Raw genomic sequence first — 22,392 nt, forward strand, 5'->3', positions numbered from 1 at the left:
CTCTCCCTTTACTCCGTCTTAATAAATTGCTCATATGCCGCTGCTTTTTTCGCTGCGACGTTTGTTGTCGGTTGTTTTTTCAACGCTTCATTCCATGTGGTCGCAATTTCTTTTGCGATCGTGAGCACTTCTTCCATCATCGCTACATCTTTTTTCATATTTGCGTCGATAAGACGCTCCGCCATATAGTTATATAGAGCGTCTAGTTGGTGGGCGATAATGCCCGCATCATACTTCAAACCAACGCCAAGGCGACGTAAAATATCATTTGCTTTTTGGAGTCTTTTGTTGGCATGAATATAGTCGCCCTTTTTTGTGCTTGCGATCGCTTCTTCTACACTTTCCATTAATCCTTCATAAAGTAGCGCTGTTAATTGTTGTGGCGTTTTTTTATACACCACTTCTTCTGTTAAAAACTCCACGCGCTCACTCTCCTTTTGTCGTTCACCTACTTTATTTATCGTCACGATTTGTTATTGTTTAATAGTTTCGTTCCATTTTTTCAATTAAAATTAAAATTTCTGCGATAACGGCATACAATTGTGGCGGAATCGTATCGCCGAGGTCGAGGTCAAGCAAATGTTGGACGAGCGCGGCATCTTGTTCGATCGGCACTCCGTTTTGTTTTGCCAGTTCAATAATTTTTTCAGCGACGTAACCGCGCCCGTGGGCGACGACGGTCGGCGCTTTATCTCCTTGTTCGTAGCGAATAACCGCCGCCGATGGGCCGTTTATTTCTCGTTTTCGTTTTTGGTTAAAGTACATCATATTGTAAAATCATATCCTTTCTCTGTCCATGTCGCTCGTTTTGGCTCGTTTGACTTTTCTTCATGTTTTGCAAACGTTGTAAATTGTACATTTCCGACGCGGTAGCCGATTTCTTCAAGGCGCTTCGTAGCCGTTTCGACGAGTGGGCGCATGCGCTCCGCAAAATCTTCCCGATCGTTGCGGAACGTCACGGAAAGCGTGCGCTCGTTCGCGCTCAGCAACACCCCGACATCACCGATCTTTTTCGTTTCAAGTAAAAAGTACAAACTGCAATTTTCCCAATCCACTCTCTTTCCGTCGTTACGGGCGTTCACATATACTTTAACGTCTTTTACTTCTTTTTGAAGCAGAAGAGGAATGGTGAAAAAGAGCGTTTGCATCGCACTTCCTTGGTCGTTTTTGTTTAAAAGTTGTTGCCCTGTCATATGCGTCAACGCTTGTTCGGCTTGTTTCGATCCTTCGCCACCCGTTTGTGCTAATTTCATGAGCAGTCCTTTCATCGTTTCTTCAGACTGTTCGCTTTCGCCATGAAATACGAGTGAATTTGCTATATCGGCTTCGTGCATAAAACCAAGGCGGTGAATCGTTTGTAGCATGTGGCGCGCGGACGGCTCAGGCTGAACGATTTCGTTCCATTGCGTCAGCAGTGCTTGTTCTGGTGTTTGTTGTTTCAGCGACTGCGCTTGAACAAAATGTTTTACTTTCACATCTGACGGTTTAAATTGCATTTGTTCGAGCGTACTTTTTACTTGCTTCACGATTTTTTGTGCTTCTGCCATTTGTCCTTTATCTAGCAGCTTTTTCGCCTCCGCCAATTGTGAACTGGCTTGCAGCAATTTTTTCTCCATCGTCATATCCGTAAACAACATCGCATCACTTTTTAAAATTGTTTGGTCAAGCTGTTTAATCGTCGTTTCCAGCAACTGTTTTGCCTGCGGTCGCGCCGCTTGCTTGTATTGAGTAATCAGATGATCGATCGCATCTAAATTGCGCATCATATCACGCTTCGCTTGTTGAAACTGTTTCGTTGCTTCCGCCATTCGTTTCGTTACTGTTTGAACGATCATATCTTTCGACTGTAAACCGAGTGCCACCAACGACTCGTACGCCGCATCAGCAGGTGAGGAAGCGTCATTTGTCGGCAACGTCGTTTCGATTTGTTGAAGTGCTTGGACGACCGTTTGTCTTGCAGCCATTTCTCTCCCGTTTTTTGCGAGTTCGTCAGCACGGGCGAACGCATCATGAAGCAGCGGTTCCATATGTTGCGCAAGATGCGCACGCGCCATTTGTAACGCTTCTTTGACATTTGGCTCCTTTTGTATCGTTTTTATCGCTTGCGCAATTAGCGCGCGAACGTCATTGGTTGCACGTTGTTCATTTTCAATTGTCGCAATCGCCGTGAAAAGCTGTTCGCGCTGTTTATCTAGCATCTGTGCCATTTGCTGAAGCGTTTGTGGCATATTTGGTTGTTTCGTGAGCATAGCGTCTGCTTGTAGCTGACGAACCGCTTCTGTTAACGTCATCGTTTGCTGCTCGAGGCGATCAGCAATCATTTTTGCACGATTCATATATTCAGGCTCAAGCTGTTGTTCAATAGATTGCAATGCTTGCACAAGTGGTTGACGCGCTTCTACGCCACGACCAACCGTTTCAAATAATTTTGCTTGACTTAATGCACGAACCACTTTCTCTGCTTGCTCCGCTGGCAACGTACGAGCCAGTTCTCTTACTTGCGGTTCTACCGCTTTCACCGTCGGAGCGTTTTCTACTTGTTTTCGTACCTCTACCACTTGTTTCAGCTGAGCTTCTTGCGCGTTTACTTTCGCTATTGGCGCGTTCGGACGCAACGTTTCTCTCATTGCTCCTACTGCTCGCAATGCTTGGATAAGATCGGTTTTCGCCTTTTCTCCTAGTTGTTCTACACGTTCAATCGCTTCATGTAATTCATTCGCTTCGATGCGTGGAAGCGCCGTTTCTTTCAACTGACGAACGGCATCTTCTATCGAGCGCGCGTTGCGAACCATTCGTTTCGCTTCATCGACCATTTGTTTTTGCGTAGTTGGGGAAAGTTGTGTCGGTACATTGTCTTTTTCCTCTACTGAAGCAAACGCTTCAAGCAATCGCTCTTTTGCGCTAAGCGGTTGACCTGAGCGATACAACTGTTCTGCTTCTTGTAACGCTCGACCGAGCGTTTGGCGAACGACGTCGCTTCCTTTCGCAATGGTAAGCGCTTTGGCGACAATCGGCTCACGTTCAATTTGCTGACGTACCATTTGCAGTTGCTTCTCTTTCGTTGTCGCACGTTCCATTTGTCCATGATCTATTTTTTCATTCGTTTCCGCCATAGCGACAGCTTGCATGATGCGGCTTCGGGCAAACGTCTCATGTCCGCGCTCTTTCAGCGCGATCGCCTCACGCACAGCTTTCGCGATTTCGTCATGTCTGTTTTCCTCTGCAAACTGCTTCGCCAGTTCGAGCACACGATCCATGTTTCGCTCCTGTTGCAGTTGTGCACGTAGCTCGCTAACCGTTTGCGACTGTTGTTTGACGATTGGCGTAAATGAAAAATGCTTATCAATCGCCTGAACGATATCATGTAACGATTCGCTGAACGACTTGCCATGGAGCGCTTCATGAACGACTTGCAGCTGCTTTATCGTCATATCAAGCTTTTTCGTTGCTGCGATTTGAATCGTTTCTAACTTTTGTTCAACCGTTCCTTTTCCTTCTGTTAAAAATGTACGCAAAGACTCTACCGTTTCACGAGTGAGTGGCAGTTGTTTTTGGGTGACAATCATCGCCGCTTGGCGAAGCTCAGGTGTTTCGAACTTTTCAAATGATGATGCTGGAGGAGGCGTGACAACCTTTCCTTCCACTATATCCCCATCTCCACCTGTCACTTGCACTTTCACTCGTCCAGATGGCGGTACGTCGCCTTCAAAACGAAACCGAATGTCAACACCTCTTAATTGTACAATCGCTTCTTTTTCACCTACTTGTTCTTTGACGACCGCCTCATACACATCTCCTGCTTTTAACGTCACAGTCGTTGAATGTGAAGATGCCGAGCGATAATGTCCGTATCCGCGAATTTCCATAACAACCCATCTCCGTTCTCCGATTTTCCTACTCTTTATATCGACTAGAGTCATGCGGTTTTCAATGGGAGTTTGTTCCCAACTATGAACGGACGAGTGTAAACGAACAAATCTCTCGTGCACCTGCGTCATATAGCAGTTTTGCTGCTTCGTGCACTGTTGCCCCTGTCGTGTAAATATCATCCACGATGACGATGCGCTTTTCAGCTACATCTTCTCCTGTCAAACAAAACTTCCGTCCGACAAAGCGTTCACGTCTCGTTTTTTTCGACTGTTTTTCGTCGTCCATTCGTTGTAAGGCAAAAATCATCGGTACCGATAAAAGTGAAGCGATCGCCTCCGCTTGATTAAACCTACGTTCAGCTAATCGAGAGGAGCTAAGAGGAATCGGGACGAGGCACACATCCGAAGAAAAATGTTCATCAAACACGCGACGAACATCGGAACGAAACGCTTCAATAAGCGCATAATCGCCACGAAATTTAAAACGATTCATCATTTCTTTCATCCAATCGTTATACATATACACCGAGACGTTTTGTTTCAACACCGTTTTTCGTCTTTCCCACCCGATACAATCTTCACATATCGCTTGATCGCTTAAACGGCTACATCGTTCACAGCGATTTCCCTCAAGACGAATAAAACGGGCTCGACAACGTGGGCAACAAACGTCCGCCTGGCGAAGCGTTAAAAGCAGCGCAAACGACATCGCTGGCACCCATTCATCATGACAAATCAAACATTTCATTCGTCAAGCAACCCTCGCTTTCGTGCTTCATCGTTCATACGTACAATATGACGCTTGGCGGCGATCATCGCTTTCGTTTTTCCAAAATGAAAAAAGCGCACATCACCTGTCGGATACTGAGTACTTCGCCCGACGCGTCCTGCAATTTGCACAAGCGCACTTTCTGTAAAAATCGGTTGTTCTGCACCTAATACAGCTACATCGACGTTTGGCACAGTCACCCCACGCTCTAAAATGGTTGTTGTCACAAGAAGCGGAATTTGCCCACGTCGAAACGCAAGCACTTTTTCTTTTCGTTTTGGATCTTCGGCGTGCACGCCTTCAATGCGCGGATGAAATTGTTGGAAATACGGAACAACTTGTTGTAAAAAGTCGATGTGAGGAACGAATAAAAAGGCTTGTTTGTTTCTTTCGAGATGCTCGTTTACCCATCGAACGACACAGGATGGCAAACGTTGATTACGCCACTTTTTTTTCCAATTTCCGCACCATTCAAATGTCGGAACAGGAAGTGGACGACGATGATAGCGCGCAGGAATCGTCACCGCTTTTCGTTTTCCGCTTTTTACCTCACGTTGCCATTGTTCATTTGGGGTTGCGGTCAAATAAATGAGGGAAGATGTCGGTTTTCGGGCGCGTTCAACGGCGTATGAAAGCATCGGATCAAAGCTATACGGAAACGCATCAACTTCATCGACAATCATCACATCAAAAGCGTGATAATAGCGAAGCAATTGATGCGTCGTCGTCACCGTCAATGAAGCAAGTTTGCCACGGTCTTGGCTGCCGCCATATAATGCCGCCATATCGACCGACGGAAATACACTCGCCAAACGCGGAGCTAGCTCCAATACAACATCGGTGCGCGGAGCAGCAATGCAAACGCGCTTTCCGTGCGACAGCGCCATGTTAATGCCTGCAAATAGCACTTCTGTTTTTCCCGCTCCGCATACCGCCCAAACAAGCAACGAATCGTTACGTTCAATCGCATGACAAACTTCATGAGAAGCAAGTTGTTGTGCTGGAGATAATTGACCGTTCCATTGTAGCGGTGAAGAAAAAGAGGTCGAAGGAGTTGGTCCAATCCAAATGACGAGCGGATTGCATTCGCTACATCGTCCCATCATGATGCATTTTCGACAGTACGTACATGTACGTCCACAATGTGCACAAGGAAAAGAGGCAAAAAGCTGTTGGTCATCGTTATTGCAGCGGATGCAAACATAGCCTCGCTTTGTTTTTATGATGCTGTCTATAATTTGCACATGTTGCTTATCGTAAGGAAAGGAAAGCTCAGACCTTAACAACTGTTTTCCAACAAGAGACAAACGAATCACCTCACTAAAAAAGAAAAAAGAAGTGGACGAATCGCCCACTTCTTCTATTCGCATGCATTAAAAAAATTCCTGCTTATTTTTTATACCAACCGAATCCCATCGCGCCTTCACCTAAATGCGTGCCGATGACAGGACCGAAATAGCTGAGGAAAAATTCCACGTGTGGATATTGTTGTTCGAGCTTTTCTTTCCATGCGCGCGCTTCTTCTTCACGATTCGCATGAATGATGACGGCACGCATCGGAACGCCAAGACGCGCATCTTCGGCAAATAGCTCTTCTATTCGGCTTAACGCTTTTTTCCGTGTACGAATTTTTTCAAACAGCACAATCACTTTATCAACGAAATGTAAAATTGGCTTCACTTGCAGCAAGCTACCGATGAACGCCTGTGCCCCACTTAACCGTCCACCACGCTGTAAATGGGATAAATCATCAACCATAAAATAAGCGCGCACCGACTGTTTCATTTCATCTAAACGCGCAATAATGGCTTCGGGGTGCGCACCTGCTTGCGCCATTTCCGCTGCTTCGATCGCATAAAACCCTTGCACCATGCAGCTAATTTCTGAATCGTATGCGTACACTTGAATCCCCTCAACCATTTGCCCTGCGGACACAGCCCCTTGGTACGTGCCACTAATGCCGCTTGATAAATGAATCGAAATGACGGCGTCGTATTGTTTCGCTAGCTGCTCGAACGTTTCAACAAATAGTCCAATCGGCGGCTGTGACGTTGTCGGCAGTTGTTCGCTCGTTTTTACTTTGTCAAAAAAATCTTCTGCGCTCATATCAATCTCTTCACGATACGTCTCTGTTCCAAAGACGACGCTTAAAGGAATGATATGTATATTCAACTGTTCGCGAATATGTTTCGGGATATATGCTGTACTGTCCGTTAAAATCGCCGTTTTCATCATCCTTACCTTCCTTGTCCAAAATTTTTCCTATCTGCATTGTACTACATTATAACTACCATTGCATTGAAAAAGGTTGTCGAATCCACTCGACAACCTTATTTCACTTCGACCCAGCCGTTTTTAATCGCAACGACAACCGCTTGTGTACGATCGTTAACATTTAGCTTTTGTAAAATATTGCTTACATGGTTTTTCACTGTTTTTTCGCTAATATATAGTGCATCCGCAATACCCTTATTGCTTTTTCCATCCGCCAACAGCTGCAATACTTCACACTCTCTGCGCGTTAATAAATGGTACGGACGACATACACCTTGATTTTGCTTTTCTTTTTCTACTCCTTCTCCTGCGACGAGACGGCGATATTCTTTCACAAGATTGTGTGTCACTTTCGGATGCAAATATGAACCGCCTTCTGCCACAACACGAACCGCTTCAATTAAAGCGTCCGCATCCATTTCCTTCAACAAATACCCCATCGCTCCCGTTTGCAGCGCATGCATGACGTAACTTTCATCATCATGAATCGACAAAATGATCACCTTTGTATCTGGATATGCTTCAATCAGCTGACGTGTCGCTTCTACGCCGTTAACATGAGGCATGTTAATGTCCATAATGACAACATCAGGTTTATATCGCTCAACAAGCGCTAACGCTTCGTCACCGTCGCTTCCTTCCGCAACAACTTCGAAATCTTGCTCGAAATCTAAAATACGTTTAATTCCTTCTCGAAATAATTTATGGTCATCAATTAAAACAATGCGCGTCTTCACTGCTGTCGTTCCCCTTTCCCTTCTGTCTTCTGGAGCGGAATGTGCATGGTGACAATCGTTCCGCGTCCAAGTTGTGAGTAAAGATGCAGCTTTCCTTCCAACCATTCGATTCGCTCACGCATACCGATTAACCCGAACGCTTTATCTTTTTTTTCGTTCGGATTAAAGCCTTTGCCATCATCTTTTACGACGATCAGCAAATGATCTTTTTTTAGCTCCATTTTCACTTGAATCTCCTTCGCCTCCGCATGCTTTAATGCGTTTTGCACCGCTTCTTGCACGAGACGAAAAATGGCGACTTCAAAACGATCGGACAGGCGACGCACCTCTCCTATGTATGTAAACGTAATTGTTTTTTTATGATATTCTTCGATCGTTTGTAAATATTTTTTTAACGTTGGGATTAAACCGAGATCATCAAGAGCCATTGGTCGTAAATCGTAAATGATGCGACGTACCTCATACAACGCGGAGCGAACCATCTTTTTTAAATCGCGCATCTCGCCAATCGCTTCTTCCGCCCCGCGTTCGCGATAAATGCGCTCGATCAGGTCAGAACGCATAATGACGTTCGCAAGCATTTGCGCCGGTCCATCATGAATTTCTCGCGACAGCCGTTTTCGCTCCTCTTCTTGCGCCTCAATAATGCGCAGACCAAACTCTTGCTTTTCATTTGCACCGTTAATAAAGTCGCTTAATTCTCGAAAATCCCCGTTCAAATAGTTCAGCACAACTGTCACTTGCCCAATTAAATGATCGGCCCGTTCAATCGTCTCTTTCACAGCTGTCAAGCGCCGCTCTAACTCATCGCGACGTTGACGCAGCTGCTTTTCCTTCTCTTGCACCATCGCTAATTCCATTTGTAGCGAATGCGCTTTCTCATATGCTTGGCGAATTTCAGCTTCTGTATAACGCGAGAAGTTTTTACTGACGTCCGACAGTCGTTGTCGCGCTAACTTTGTTTTCATTTCTAAGTTATCTGTTTGAAAGATGACACGTTGTACTTCTTCTTTCGTCCGCCGTAACTCTTCAAGCAACCGCTCATGTTCTTTTCGTGATTGCTCACTAATATGAAAAATTTCTGCTTTGCTTTGATCGACTGTTTCAATCATTTTTTTTACAATACGGTCAAGCTGCCGCGCATCTAGTTTTTTATTGGACATATACACCACCTAAAGAAAATATGACCAAAAGTCAATTGAAATGACTTTTCTGACTTTTAGCTGACGTTTATTCGTACTTCCATCATGTCACATCTCGCCTTATAATTTTTATTATAGCATGTTTCGACGATTTCCATCAGCATTTTTCGACAACATGCACACAACATTCCAAATAAACATTGAGGTGATTTCGTTTTGTTAGAGGCATACTATACGGTAAAAGGATATGGAGAAACAGAAATCATCATTGAAAAATCGCGCTTCATTTGTTATGTCGAACGGGCAACGACAGAAGAAGAAGCGATTCGCTTTATTCAACAAATAAAGAAAAAACATTGGGATGCGACGCATAACTGTTCCGCGTATATCATTGGGGAACACGACCATATTCAAAAAGCAAACGATGACGGCGAACCGAGCGGCACGGCAGGTGTTCCGATGCTAGAAGTGTTAAAAAAGAAAAAGTTGAAAGATACAGTCGTTGTCGTGACGCGATATTTCGGAGGCATTAAACTCGGCGCTGGCGGTCTCGTGCGCGCTTACGGTAAAGCGGTCACAGAAGGATTGAAAGCAGCAGGCATTGTCGAACGTAAGCTTATGCGCATCATGCATACAACGATCGACTATACATGGCTTGGGAAAGTCGAAAATGAACTGCGCGCTTCAACCTACTCCATTAAAGACATTCATTATGCCGAGCACGTCACGATCGACACATACGTTGAAGAAAAACGAAAAGACGAATTCCGCGCATGGATGACCGAACTGACAAATGGGAAAAGCACAATCATAGAAGGCGAGCACGTATATGTGGAGTTTGACGTCGCACAGTAAAAAATTTTCGTTTACGACTTCATAAAAATTTTGTAAAATGATGATTGTTTACATGTCGATATTTGTTGAACTTTTGAAAAAGGGGAACGACGATGGAAAATAGACGAGTATATATGAAAAAGAAGAAGAGAAAACGAAAAAAAATATGGACGTTCGTATTGCTTCCATTGCTTCTTCTCCTCATTGGCGGAGGGGCATATGCGACATTTCTCTTCAATAAAGCGCAGTCTGTCATTCAACAATCGTTTGAACAAATTGACGGTCGCGAAAAATCGGAGAAACGAATGAAGGAAGTCGATCCAAATTCAGATAACATCTCCGTTTTATTTATCGGTGTCGATGACAGCAACATCCGCCAAAAAAAAGGAATGGGCGCAGTACGTTCCGATGCGCTTGTCCTAGCGACATTTAACGTCAAAGATAAGACAGTCAAATTGCTTAGCATTCCGCGCGACTCTTACGTGTATATTCCAATCGAGAAAAAATACGATAAAATTACGCACGCCCACGCTTACGGTGGCGTAAAAGCAACGGTAGAAACAGTCGAAGAATTGCTTGATATTCCAGTGGACTATTACGTCAAAATGAACTTTGAAGCGTTTGTCGATGTTGTTGATGAACTTGGCGGCATTGAATTTGATGTCCCTTATGAAATTCGTGAGATGGACTCCAACGATCGCAAAAATGCGATTCACTTAAAACCAGGCTTACAAACATTAAATGGAGAAGAGGCGTTAGCGCTTGCTCGAACGCGCAAATATGACAACGACATCGAGCGCGGCAAACGCCAACAAGAGCTCATGAAAGCCATTTTCAAAAAAGCGATGAGCATAAAATCGTTAACTAAGTTTGATGATATCATGGAAGCGGTCGGCAAAAATATGACAACGAACTTAACGTTTGAAGAAATGAAAGGTTTCTTCGCTTACGCAACGAAAGATGCAGGAGCGAACATCGAAACGCTCCATCTCAAAGGAGAAGACGCACGTATTAGTGGGGTATATTATTACCGTCTCGACGAAGCAGCAGTCGATGAAATTAAACAGACGTTGAAAACTCATCTCGATGTATCATCTTACCAAGCGAGAACGGAGCAATTTGCTCAAGAACAGTAAAAAAGAGGGTGTCCGCGCGACACCCTCTTTTTTATGATATTTTTCTCATCCCCCGAACCATTTTTAGCAGTGGGCGATAGTCTTTCCCGACAAGACCAATTTTCTCGACGACAAGTTCAACGACAAGCAACACAAATGCGATCACAAGCAACGCACCAAACATCGTCGCTTTCGATAATACGACAGCAGCTAGTCCAAACATCGCCGCCATACCGTAAATGATTAAAACCGTCTGACGATGGCTATAACCAAGACGCAACAAACAATGATGCAAGTGCGACTTATCCGGCGCCGATAACGGTTGTTTGTTGACGATCCGTCTGACAATGGCAAATAGCGTGTCCGAAATTGGCACCCCTAAAATGAGAATCGGGATAATTAACGAAAACACCGTAACGTTTTTAAAGCCGAGAAGCGATAGTACAGAGATCATATAGCCTAAAAACAATGCACCGGTATCACCCATAAAAATTTTCGCCGGATGGAAATTATATAATAGAAAACCGAGCGTACTTCCGAGCAATAATAAACTCATCGCAAAAACGAATACGTACGTATTGCCCATCGTCGCCGCCATTCCGGCAATTGTGACAAGGGCGATTGAAGACACTCCTGCCGCAAGTCCATCTAAACCGTCAATTAAATTAATCGCGTTTGTAATGCCGATAATCCAAAGCATCGTAATCGGAATGCTTAATAACCCAAATTGTAAATGACCGCCAAATGGTAAGTTAATGAAATCGACTCGAATACCACCATACACAACGACAACAGCTGCCACGATTTGACCGAGCAACTTCCATTTTGGTGGTAGCTCATATATATCATCAAGCACGCCCGTTAATACGATGATCGTTGCTCCGATGACAATTGCTGTTGCGTACGGGCTAGCTGGCTTCAATACGAAGTAGCCGATGATAAAACTAATAAAAATAGCTAATCCACCTAAACGTGGCATAATTTTTTGATGAACTTTTCGCTGATTTGGTTTATCTGTTGCTCCGATCCGAAACGCCAACCACTTCACAGCAGGCGTAATAAGCACAGCTACGATAAAGCACAGAAACAAGGTGAAATAAACCATAGGAAACCTCCCTATTTGTTAGCATTCCCGATTTTTCGATCAATTATTGCTTAAAAAGTAACACTTTCTACCATCTCTTTTCGCAAACCTATCAGACATTATACCATAAATTTTAAAATCGACAAATAGAAAATAGAAAACTAGAATTTTGTTACATTTTCGTCCTTTTTGTTGAAATCATTTGCTATAATGGGAGATAGATAGAATAAGGGAGGAGAAAAAAGTGAGAAAAAAAACGATTGCCGTCATGTTGCTTGCTGCGATGCTGACTGTATCTGCATCAAAAGCGTTAGCGAACAGCGAACCTGTACTTGCAAGTGTGGAATGGGTACTAGCAAAAATCAATCCGTTAAATGAACGAGTAACAAAGCTAGAACAGCGGGTGCAACAGCTCGAACAAGAAGTCGAAAAGCTAAAACGACAATTAGAGGCGGCGAAATAAATATGAAAATCGCTCGCTGGATATGTTTTGCGTTTAGTATGTTGTTGCTCGTTCCACAGACGGTTGCCGCCGCTTCGTACCCAACACCTGTAAAAGTAAAACTATTGCCGACTGCAACGTTTTTAGCAACGGTGAATGGGAACTATCAACTGATCGATATAAAAACGAAACAAGTCATCCCGTTTACAAATCCGATCGTCTTTTCACAAACGAACGGAGCAGTCGTCGCGACAATTAATGGCGTTTCGTATACGTCAACAAGCGGCTTTTTATTAGATGAAGTAACAAGAGGCGAACAACATGACGTCACTATCAGCAGCATTCAACAAGCAGGAGGCACGTCTGCACCCGTCACATATCGCGGTTCATTCGAGATCACTCCTGGGACGACAGCACCAAACTTATTTAATACGTTAGATATGGAAGATTATTTAAAAGGGGTCGTCCCTGGAGAAATGCCTGCTTCTTGGCATAAAGAGGCGCTAAAAGCACAAGCGGTCGCAGCGCGTAGCTATGCGTATGCCCAATTGAAAAATACGTCGTTTTTACAAATGACAGTAGCAAGCCAAGTATATGGCGGGAAGTCGAAAGAACAAGCTGCTTCTACTGCGGCAGTAAATGAAACAGCCGGTGTATATGCGACATACCAAAATGAGCCGATTTCTGCTTATTTTCACTCAAGCTCTGGTGGAAATACGGAAAATAGCGAGAACGTATGGAGCTCGGTCGTTCCTTACATCCGTTCCGTTGCCGATCCGTACGATCGCCATGCAAGCAACCCACACTACGGATGGAATACAAAAGTTGCGACAAGCACTGTATCATCAAGATTTAAGTTAACAAACGAACAAGTCGTATCCCTTCGCGTTACACAAAGAACGAATGCCGGAAGCGTTCAACAAATGGAAGCAACAGTGTACAATGCTGCAACAGGGCAAAAGCGAGTCGTTCAAGCTCGCCCTTCATTCGTGTCGTCATCTGATGCGTTTCGTTCGTTTTTTGGCGTCTCACTAAAAAGTATTGCCTTTGATGTAAAAGGAAATGCAAACGTCAAAGTCAAACGAGCAGACGGATCCGAGCAGACAGTTGATCATATCGCTGGCTATGCGCTTCAAACAACTGGCGGACAAACGACGATTGCAACAGGAAATGCTTCGATTCGGACAGAAAACGAAACGATGTACTATCCGACCGCTCCAACGGAATTTACGTTCACAGGCAATGGCTGGGGGCATCGACTCGGCATGAGCCAATGGGGTGCCCGCTCTATGGCTGAAAAAGGGTTCACATACGATCAAATTTTGAAACATTATTATAAAGGCATTGAAGTGAAAAAAATCAAATAGGCTGTGCATATGCACAGCCTATTTGATTTGCAGCGCTCGGTCCATAAATGTCGCAAAATGGGCACGAGTCGTTGGTTGTTCTGGATAAAAATAACCGTTATCCCCTTCCGCAATACCATGTTGGGAAATGATACGAATTTCTAACGCTCCTTGCGTTCTTTCGTTCACATCTTTATACCCTGCATACGGTGCGGATGTTGCTTGTAATCGAAAGACCCGTTGAATAACCATTGCCATATGTTGCCGCTTCATCGACTCTTGTGGAGCAAAGCGATTGTTTGGGTACCCTCCGAAAAAGCCTGCCTCGTACGCTGTCATAATTTCGCGCGCAAACAGATGAGAGTTTGGCACATCCGTAAAAATAGACGGTTTTGTTGATAATGGCAATTGAAACGCTCGAACGAGCATTGCGGCAGCTTGCGCGCGCGTAATTGCCTGTTTAGGTGCAAACAAGCCGTTTCCGACACCGCCAACAATATTTTGATGATATAAACGAACAACATGAACATACGCCCAATGATCAATCGGTACATCTTTAAACACTTGCGGAGAATCGGCAGCTACTTTTATTTTAGCTAACTCCTGCTCCAATTGTTTCATTTTGTCATCGATTTGATTCATACGGCTATTTGTATCCGCTAACTGCTGCTCCGTCCACGGCGCCGTCGCAATTTCCTGTCCCCCACTTGCTCCGGCATGCTCTTGCTCGCATGCCGCAAGGAAAAGCAAACTAATGAAAACAATCCATCTTTTCAAAACATTCCCTCCATTATTGTGACGTATAGTATTTCACAATTCCTTGATAAATCGCTTCTGCATATATATTTTGATATTCGGCTGACGTTAATTTCGCACGATCTTCAGCGTTAGAAATAAATCCAAGCTCCACGAGCACGCTCGTCACACTATTGTTGCGCAACACATACAATCCGCTATTTTTCACGCCACGATCGACCATGTTCGCCATACGAACAATTTCTCCTTGAATGTATTGTGCCAATTTTTTACTTTCTTCAGCATTCGGATTTGTCGATGAATCGTAATATACTTCAGCACCTTTCGCACTTGTGTTCGTCGCCGAATTCGTATGAATGCTGACAAACATTTCCGCATAATTGTTTTTCGCAATATCAACGCGATCTTGCAACGTCGGATACACGTCCGTCTCGCGCGTCATAACAACCGTTGCTCCCGCTTTTTCAAGCTTCTCTCTTAATAATTTCACCACTTCAAGCACGATCGTTTTCTCGCTCGCCCCACCAGCAACTGCACCAGGGTCTTTTCCACCATGTCCTGCATCGACAACGATAATGCGCCCTTTCACTGGAGAGCCTGCTACATTTCGCAATTTTACATACGTTTTATGCACGTAAGCAAACTGACCGTTATACGCAATTTTTGCCCAATATCCGTTTATATCGTACACATCAACAACTTGTCCTCTTTTCAACGTTCCGACAAGCGTCCCTGTTGCTGACGGGGTTTGTCGGACGTTGAGAGTTGCAGTCGTCACTATACCTTGAATATTCGTTTTCCCTTGCTCAATTAAATCCGGTAGCGGCAAGCGGAATTGATCGTTAATCGTTCGCGCTAACGACGTAGCAAATTCTGCGCGTGAAATGGCATCTCTCGGGAAAAATTGACCATCACTTCCGTTCGCGATGCCGTGGTAATATAAACGATTAATATGCGCTAACGCCCAATGTCCTGCTGTGTCTTTAAACACCGCAGCAGATTCAACAGCAGCCCCTTTGCTCGGCAAAGAAAAAGCATTGACTAACACGATGCTCATTTCTGCACGGGACAATCCGGCGTCCGGACGAAAATTCGCCGTCCCGTCTCCGCCCATAATACCCATTTGCACTGCGCGTGCAATCCAGCCGCGCGCCCAATGATTTGGAGGAATATCTTGAAACGGCAACGCTCCGTCTTTCCACTCCGTTTGTCCAAGCGCGCTGACGATCATTTTTGCTGCTTCTGCTCGCGTCACCGATTGCGCTGGACGAAACTCTGATATTTGCCCAACTGAATACCCGTTAATAATTTGCTCATTTGCTAAAAATTCAATTTCATTTTTTGCCCAATGATCGTCCGTGACATCAACGAATCGCTCTGCTTGCTTTAGTTCCGTATTCGCCCAACTAGGTGAAGCAACAGAAAACAAAGCAAGAAAAACGATAATTAGACAATATACGTGTCGTTTCCCCAGCATGTTCTTCTCCCTTTCGACATTTTTCTATTCTTAAGCATAACAAACAATTCTAACCTTTTCCATACCCAATCAAGCATATTTTCTTTTCGACAAACGTGTCGATCTTTTTCGACAAATAACGACATAAATCGACAAAATTATACAGCTAAGTTATTATTTTTGTGTTGATTTTTTTAAAGAAAAAAGGCTATACTTACTTACGCGATAAGGTTTTGGTTGCTAAGTCAGCCTCCCCGCCAATTGGAAGTGGCGGGGCTTTTTTTATGCTGATTTTGTCGAATATTGTCTAATTAGTGTCGACACTCGCACGATTATGGCACACATTTGCGCTCTTGTTACCGGCTCATTCGGGTGAAAATATGGGACTTTTGCAACAATCCCACGTTCCGCTAGCAATTGCACCGCTTTCCACACGTCTTGTTGTTTCACATCTTGAAATGGGTAAACGGAGCGAATCGGTTCATTTTCTAGTTGAAGTGCACGTACAAGAAGTAGCGCAAGCTCTCCACGTGTCACTTGTTCATGTAATAAGGCTTTTCCCCCTGCCCCCTTCACAATTCCTTTTTCCGCCGCTGTTGCTACTAACAGTGCATTTGTAGTTGTCAATGGCACATCGACAAAAGGAGCGGACAACAAAGATGGCGCTTCCCAATCGAATAGGCGAGCAAGCATTACAATACTTTCGCGACGCGTGAGAGGATTATTTGGGCGAAACGTACCATCTCCATACCCGCGTATCATTCCTAACTGTTGCGCCTGTAAAATATCGCTATACGCCCAATATGTTTTCTTTACATCCGAAAACGGCGTTGGCCGAATAGGGGTAGCACGAACATCGGAAGCGATCACTCGTTTCTCGTCCGTGATGACGACCGCCACATCCCCTTGCTGTTTCATTAAATCAAATAAGCGAAACGACATCATTTCCCTATCTACGTTAAACGAATAAACAAGCTTTCCGTTCACAAAAAGATGACCTTGTTTCCCGACAAATGGAGAGGATAACGCTAAAATATACGTGCGATTTTTTGCGATAGGCTGCCCCGGTTGTAAATTGAGCCAATCGATACCTAGTGGAGCCGATAACGCAAGTGCTTGTTGCCATTGGATCATCCCATATCCGGTATACATATCATATCCACGCCAATGCACGTCTTTTGTTGTTTTCCATACACGTTTACGAAGCTGAAGCGCATCTTCTTCCGGGTATGTCGCACGCAATATAGCGAGTAATGCAGAGACGTGCGGAGCTGCCATCGATGTTCCACGCATCGTACGATAGCCAGATATATAAGTGCTTATTAAAAAGTCCCCTGGGGCGCTTATTTCTACGTCCCAACCATAATTTGAAATAGAAAGCGGCATTTGTTCCCGATCAACCGCCGCTACCGTCATGACCCCTGGATAACTAGCAGGATAAATGTTTGTCGTTGGCATATGGCTATTGCCAGCCGCTGCCACGACGTGCACGCCACGTTTTACAGCTTCTTCAATGATCGCTTTTAACACTTCCGTCTCTCCTTGACCGGCTAAGCTTAAATTAATAACGGAAGCGCCATGATCGAGGGCATATTTCACTCCTTTTGCAATTTCAAAATCACCGCCGACTCCATAACGGTCCAACACTTTAATCGGTAAAATATCAATCGGCGCATCTCCAATGAGCCCCGCTATTCCTTTTCCATTATTGACGCTAGCAGCTAAAATGCCTGTCACATGTGTCCCATGCCCAAACGTATCATCCGCATACCGCTTGTTTTCTGCATAATCAACGCTTACACTATACAGCACATGATCGTTCAAATCTTCATGCAGTGCGACACCCGAATCGACAATCGCCACAATGACATGATTGACCCCTTTCAACTCCACGATGCGCGGACGATTCGTCCAATTTGGTGCTGTAACATATAAATGAACCGTTGAGGAAGGGCGAGAGAGAAGAACATCCAGACGAGCAAGTTCTCCTTCGTTCTCCCCTAACATCGCCCCTGTTTCATCTTTCACCTGTATACGCCACGGTCCTTCGATATGATCGACTGTGACAGAAAGGCGAGATAATGTTTCTTCTCCGAGCGCAATGACGATATGTTCCCCTTCAAACGATTCACCATCGTACACGTATTCTCGTCCATCAACAATCATCTGTTTACCAATTAGCCGATTCATAGATGTTAGCGAGGGGATATGCCAATCAATCACCGCTAAAGACCACTGCTCGGAAAACAACGGATCATCGACAGCGGCTCGTTTGATGTCGTTTTTCTCCATGTTTAACACAAACGGTAAACGAGATATGTTTTCTCGCTCTTCTTCTGTTACCGCCACTTTCACAAACGTCCCGATCGTATCCACAACGTACGGTTGAAGATGTCGAACGTCCGAGGTGTGGCGAACTTGAACGATCCATTCTTCTTTTTCACTCGCCCAAACGACTTGTGGGATAAAAAGAAAAATAAATGATAGCCATAACCATCTACTCATATGAAATTCCCTCCTACGTACTTCCATTGTATCGCGTCCATTTCGACAAGAATAGACAAAAATTTCAACTTCATAAAAATAGAGATTTAACTAAAAAATAATAGTTTTTTAACATTTTAGTGAAAAAACTTGTTATAATTTAATAGAGTAAAAATTACATAGAGGAGGAAAAAAGATGCACAAAATGAAAAAATGGCTGATGCTCGTCTGTATGCTAGCGGTAGCTTTCGCGCTCCATCCGCAACCATCGCAAGCGAGCGAGCACATCACGCGCGGAGAGTTTGTACAGCAGCTCATCACAACACTTGGCGTAGACGTCAAAAGTGAAGTAAAAGAGCTTCCTTTTACAGACGTTGATCCGCAACTTGCTCCTTACGTCGAAGCGGCTATTCGACTAGGCATCACAAACGGAAAAACGGAAAGCGCTTTCGCACCAAATGAGAAATTAACGCGCGAACAAGCGTATGTTTTTCTCATTCGTTCCTTACAGCTTCGCCATCACTATGCAACAAACATATTTAAGTTGTATAAAGACGGAACGAGCATTAAACCGTGGACACAACAGCCAATGGCTGCTGCGATTCATCTCGGATTGCTTCAAGGCTATAGCGATCAAACGCTCCGCCCACAACAATGGCTAACAGTCGAACAAGCTAAAACGATATTGAAACGGTACGACACGAACATTGAGAAGATTACATTCATCCATACGAACGATACACATGGGCGCATCATTGCCAATGCACAAAATGGTGAAATGGGCTTTGCTAAAATCGCAAAAATCGCCCAAGATATGCGTCAAAAAAATAAACAAACGTTACTTGTCGACTTGGGCGATACGTTCCACGGTACGACATACGTCAACTTAAATAGTGGACAAGCAGTCGTCGAACTGATGAATGCGATGAAGTATGATGCGATGGTTCCAGGCAACCACGATTTCAACTACGGGCAAGATCGATTGCTTGAATTAAAACAAGCCGTTCAATTCCCAATTGTAAGCGGAAACATTTACAAAGATGGAAAACCATTTTTTCCTGCTTATACAATTAAGCAAGTCGGCAATAAAAAAATTGCCCTTGTCGGTTTAACCGCGACAGACACAGCAGTCAAAACGAACCCTGCTGGCATCGTCGGCATTACGTTCGCTGATGAAGAAGCAACGTTAAAACAACTTGTGAGCGAATTAAAAGGAAAAGTCGACCATATTGTCGTCCTATCACACTCTGGTTTACAAACAGATGAAAAACTGGCAAACAACGTATCGGGTGTCGATGTCATTCTCGGCGGTCATAGCCACGACACAATTGAAACGCCGAAAAAATTTAAATACGCCTATGTTGCCCAAGCATTCGAATATGGAAAAGCGGTCGGACAAACGAATTTATTGTTTTACAAAGGTAAACTCATTGGTGTAAATGGCTTCTTATATCGCGATAGCGCAACAAAGCAAGCAGATGCGTCCGTTCAAGCAATTGTCGATGCACATAAAAATAGCACAGATGCAACGCTACAACAAGTGATCGCTACAATTGATGTCCAGTTAGACGGCGAGCGTGCAAACGTGCGCACGAAAGAGACAAACCTCGGTAACCTCGTCGCTGATGCGATGCGCCAAGCTCTTCAAACCGATGTCGCTCTAACGAACGGCGGGGGTATTCGCGCTTCCATTCCGAAAGGCGATGTGACGCGCAATCACATTTTAACAACGTTGCCGTTTGCAAACACACTTGTCAAAGTGTCAATGAGCGGCGCCGATTTGAAAAAAGCACTTGAACATGGTGTTCGCCTGTACCCAGAACAAAACGGCGGCTTCCCGCACGTCTCCGGCATTCAGTTTACATTCGATGCGACAAAACAAGCAGGAGCACGTGTAACATCTGTAAAAATTAACGGACAGCCGCTTGATGAGACGAAAATGTATACCGTTGCTACAAACGACTTTATTGCAAAAGGCGGCGACGGCTATGACATGTTCAAATCAAGCACGATTGAGTTCGATAGCGGCGAGCTGCTAAGCACCATTGTTATGAACTACTTGCAATCGAACAAGCCGATCCCAACTGTTGAAGGAAGAATAACAGTCGTGAATCAATAAACGAGAGGCGTCCTAACCGTCATGGTAGGACGCCTTTTTATTCTATTTTTTAACACATGTGACAAAAGAGATAAATATGGTATAATGTGTTAGGAATTAGGAAGGAGTGAATATGTTGTTAAACAAAATTATTGGATATGCAGTCATTGCGCTTTTTAGCTTGTCGTTTATAACAACAGATGCCCAAGCATCAAGCGTTCGACCTGTTCATATCCCGATCATAACAAACGGGAAAGCGTTACAAACAGATGTGCCACCCATTATGGTACAAAACCGCATTCTCGTCCCGTTTCGAGCTATCGCTCAATCGACAGGGGCGAACGTACATTGGGACGCAACAACAAGACGTGTCATTGTACAAAAAAATAAAAAGACGATCATTCTTCAAGTGCAGTCAACGGCCGCAACAATCAATGGTCAGTCCGTAACACTTGATGTCCCCCCGATCATTCATAAAGGACGCACGTTTGTACCCGTTCGATTCGTGTCGGAAGCGTTAGATGCTAACGTTCAATGGACGGGGAAAGAAGTACGCATTTCATGGAATGCGTTGCAACGAAGCACTTTTTCTGTATATGTCAATCAAACAAAAATCGAGAGCCACGCGATGACCGACGGCGTCTATACATACATCCCATTGAAACAGCTATTAACCGCCATTGATGTGAATGTCGATTGGATCGAAACGAATGAAACAATGACGGTTCGTTTGTCACATGGACAAATGATGATTACCGCTGGAAAAAGAGAAGTGATCGTCGATAACCATGAAATGATCACTCCGCTCGCACCGATTCGTGTAAACGATGAATGGTACGTGTCCGCTTCTTGGGTTATGAGCATATTTGGGGCACAAATGTCGACGAGCGGAACAAATATGTTTTTCACGATTCCACGAACGACGTTTCGAAGCCCTATGTTACTTACCGAAGAAACAGCGATTACTGTACCGCAACATATTCATACACCGACCGTTGCTGACGAACGGCGTTTACTCATTAGCGACAATCCCGAACTACTTACAACGGAGTCAGTGCCAAATCGCCAAGCAACGTTAGCGCTAGATGACGTTCGCGAGCGACAACAAACAGTCGATCATCGTGTGTTCGGTTGGCATGCCAATATGTTAGGTCAACAGGCATCGGTTGCTATTGTGATTGATAACCTCTCTTCATCTAACGACCTTGTCGTTACAAGCGGAAAGGGGACGTATCGAACAAGCCCAAACAGTTGGGGACATTACGATGTTGGCTTACCGATTGCAGAGGCGGTGTTGCGCCAATCGCTCGCAACCTTTCCAACAATAAAAGTGAAAGCAGGAACGAGCGCGGTCATTCAAGCATTTGACGTCTCAAACAACCAACTGCTCGGATTTTTATATGACTTTACCGTCCAACAAGAAGGGGCAATGACTAACTATCGCATACGAACGATCGTAACGAGTTCTTTAGCTAACTTTTCAACCATTTCTCCTACGCTTGCACCGATTGATTCTTATGCAACCCATCCGCGCGGCGTATGGAAAGGATCGACACTAGAAGCGACGTTGCCTGCATATACAACTGACAGCCCAGCCGTCGCCTACAGTATCTCAAACGGAAGAACGGATCATCTACTCTCGGTTGCCAATGCGTTAAGCGATCCGTCACAAACGGTACACAACCCGGGGCATTACGGCTTAACATACCGTCTATCGCTTCCGATTCAAAATGGAACAGGGGAAATAAAAACGATTCGCCTTCGTTTTAGCGGTCGCGGCGGGGCTTATTGTGGAGCTGTGAAAATAAACGGTGTTGTTTATCTCATCCCGCCGCTTCAACCGATTACCCAATCAGCCTATATCGATTATACCGTCTTCTCCCCTCAAGACGTTCTCGAGCTTGAATTCATGCATGCGGGCGGAGCCGCGCTGCCGCTTGGGGTTGAAGTTTCGACGGTGAAGTAAAGGGAGGCTTCCATATCGGA

Annotated in this window: 18 protein-coding genes; 6 read left to right on the top strand and 12 right to left on the bottom strand. The window is 44.5% G+C overall.

All coding sequences use genetic code 11. The annotated features are described in order from the left end of the window. Window positions 1–8 precede the first annotated feature (8 nt). From fliS to ETB99_RS10865, 8 genes are all read right to left on the bottom strand, one after another. Window positions 9–422 carry a flagellar export chaperone FliS gene (gene fliS, locus ETB99_RS10830; protein WP_171700581.1) on the bottom strand — a complete coding sequence of 138 codons (414 nt, stop codon included), beginning with the start codon at window positions 420–422 and terminating at the stop codon, window positions 9–11. 58 nt (window positions 423–480) lie between these two features. Continuing rightward, the gene (locus ETB99_RS10835; RefSeq protein ID WP_003397391.1) at window positions 481–768 is read right to left on the bottom strand and encodes an EscU/YscU/HrcU family type III secretion system export apparatus switch protein; all 288 of its coding nucleotides are present in this window, start codon (window positions 766–768) and stop codon (window positions 481–483) included. Further along, window positions 765–3,866, bottom strand: a complete 3,102-nt coding sequence (locus ETB99_RS10840; protein ID WP_171700582.1) for a metal-dependent peptidase — start codon at window positions 3,864–3,866, stop codon at window positions 765–767. The genes ETB99_RS10835 and ETB99_RS10840 overlap by 4 nt, the downstream gene beginning before the upstream one ends. Before the next feature lie 82 nt (window positions 3,867–3,948). Then, entirely contained in the window at window positions 3,949–4,617 is a 669-nt protein-coding gene (locus tag ETB99_RS10845; protein WP_171700583.1) for a ComF family protein, read from the bottom strand. After that, complete coding sequence (locus ETB99_RS10850) at window positions 4,614–6,008, bottom strand: ATP-dependent helicase ComFA (RefSeq protein WP_171700584.1); 1,395 nt, start codon at window positions 6,006–6,008, stop codon at window positions 4,614–4,616. The genes ETB99_RS10845 and ETB99_RS10850 overlap by 4 nt, the downstream gene beginning before the upstream one ends. A gap of 19 nt (window positions 6,009–6,027) precedes the next feature. Further along, window positions 6,028–6,870, bottom strand: a complete 843-nt coding sequence (locus ETB99_RS10855) for a DegV family protein (RefSeq protein ID WP_171700585.1) — start codon at window positions 6,868–6,870, stop codon at window positions 6,028–6,030. Window positions 6,871–6,968: 98 nt separating this feature from the next. Beyond that, window positions 6,969–7,649, bottom strand: a complete 681-nt coding sequence (locus tag ETB99_RS10860) for a response regulator (RefSeq protein ID WP_077429008.1) — start codon at window positions 7,647–7,649, stop codon at window positions 6,969–6,971. Then, window positions 7,646–8,812 carry a sensor histidine kinase gene (locus ETB99_RS10865; protein ID WP_077429007.1) on the bottom strand — a complete coding sequence of 389 codons (1,167 nt, stop codon included), beginning with the start codon at window positions 8,810–8,812 and terminating at the stop codon, window positions 7,646–7,648. The genes ETB99_RS10860 and ETB99_RS10865 overlap by 4 nt, the downstream gene beginning before the upstream one ends. A gap of 195 nt (window positions 8,813–9,007) precedes the next feature. On the opposite strand from ETB99_RS10865, the gene ETB99_RS10870 reads away from it, so the two are divergent. Both ETB99_RS10870 and ETB99_RS10875 read left to right on the top strand, forming a co-directional pair. Next, the gene (locus ETB99_RS10870) at window positions 9,008–9,646 is read left to right on the top strand and encodes a YigZ family protein (RefSeq protein WP_171700586.1); all 639 of its coding nucleotides are present in this window, start codon (window positions 9,008–9,010) and stop codon (window positions 9,644–9,646) included. Between the two features lie 92 nt (window positions 9,647–9,738). Continuing rightward, window positions 9,739–10,761, top strand: coding sequence for an LCP family protein (locus tag ETB99_RS10875; protein ID WP_171700587.1), 1,023 nt, complete (start codon window positions 9,739–9,741; stop codon window positions 10,759–10,761). 31 nt (window positions 10,762–10,792) lie between these two features. Here ETB99_RS10875 and ETB99_RS10880 read toward each other — a convergent pair whose 3' ends face one another. Beyond that, window positions 10,793–11,845 carry a glycosyltransferase family 4 protein gene (locus ETB99_RS10880; RefSeq protein WP_077429004.1) on the bottom strand — a complete coding sequence of 351 codons (1,053 nt, stop codon included), beginning with the start codon at window positions 11,843–11,845 and terminating at the stop codon, window positions 10,793–10,795. Between the two features lie 223 nt (window positions 11,846–12,068). Between ETB99_RS10880 and ETB99_RS10885 the strand changes: the two genes are divergently transcribed. Both ETB99_RS10885 and ETB99_RS10890 read left to right on the top strand, forming a co-directional pair. Further along, window positions 12,069–12,287: a hypothetical protein gene (locus ETB99_RS10885; RefSeq protein WP_004892712.1), complete on the top strand. Its 219-nt coding sequence runs from the start codon at window positions 12,069–12,071 to the stop codon at window positions 12,285–12,287. Between the two features lie 2 nt (window positions 12,288–12,289). Continuing rightward, window positions 12,290–13,633: a SpoIID/LytB domain-containing protein gene (locus tag ETB99_RS10890; RefSeq protein WP_171700588.1), complete on the top strand. Its 1,344-nt coding sequence runs from the start codon at window positions 12,290–12,292 to the stop codon at window positions 13,631–13,633. Window positions 13,634–13,651: 18 nt separating this feature from the next. On the opposite strand, the gene ETB99_RS10895 is transcribed toward ETB99_RS10890, so the two are convergent. From ETB99_RS10895 to ETB99_RS10905, 3 genes are all read right to left on the bottom strand, one after another. Beyond that, on the bottom strand, window positions 13,652–14,389 hold the full coding sequence (locus ETB99_RS10895; RefSeq protein ID WP_171700589.1) for an S-layer homology domain-containing protein: 738 nt from the start codon (window positions 14,387–14,389) through the stop codon (window positions 13,652–13,654). A gap of 13 nt (window positions 14,390–14,402) precedes the next feature. Then, window positions 14,403–15,845, bottom strand: coding sequence for an N-acetylmuramoyl-L-alanine amidase (locus ETB99_RS10900; RefSeq protein ID WP_171700590.1), 1,443 nt, complete (start codon window positions 15,843–15,845; stop codon window positions 14,403–14,405). A gap of 261 nt (window positions 15,846–16,106) precedes the next feature. Next, window positions 16,107–18,329, bottom strand: coding sequence for a S8 family peptidase (locus ETB99_RS10905; RefSeq protein ID WP_171700591.1), 2,223 nt, complete (start codon window positions 18,327–18,329; stop codon window positions 16,107–16,109). 175 nt (window positions 18,330–18,504) lie between these two features. On the opposite strand from ETB99_RS10905, the gene ETB99_RS10910 reads away from it, so the two are divergent. Together ETB99_RS10910 and ETB99_RS10915 are read left to right on the top strand one after the other, a co-directional pair. Continuing rightward, the gene (locus tag ETB99_RS10910) at window positions 18,505–20,427 is read left to right on the top strand and encodes a 5'-nucleotidase C-terminal domain-containing protein (RefSeq protein WP_171700592.1); all 1,923 of its coding nucleotides are present in this window, start codon (window positions 18,505–18,507) and stop codon (window positions 20,425–20,427) included. A gap of 112 nt (window positions 20,428–20,539) precedes the next feature. Then, window positions 20,540–22,372 carry a stalk domain-containing protein gene (locus ETB99_RS10915; RefSeq protein ID WP_171700593.1) on the top strand — a complete coding sequence of 611 codons (1,833 nt, stop codon included), beginning with the start codon at window positions 20,540–20,542 and terminating at the stop codon, window positions 22,370–22,372. The last annotated feature ends 20 nt before the right edge of the window (window positions 22,373–22,392 follow it).

This window comes from Anoxybacillus sp. CHMUD (assembly GCF_013096965.1).
Lineage (GTDB): Bacteria > Bacillota > Bacilli > Bacillales > Anoxybacillaceae > Anoxybacillus > Anoxybacillus kestanbolensis_A.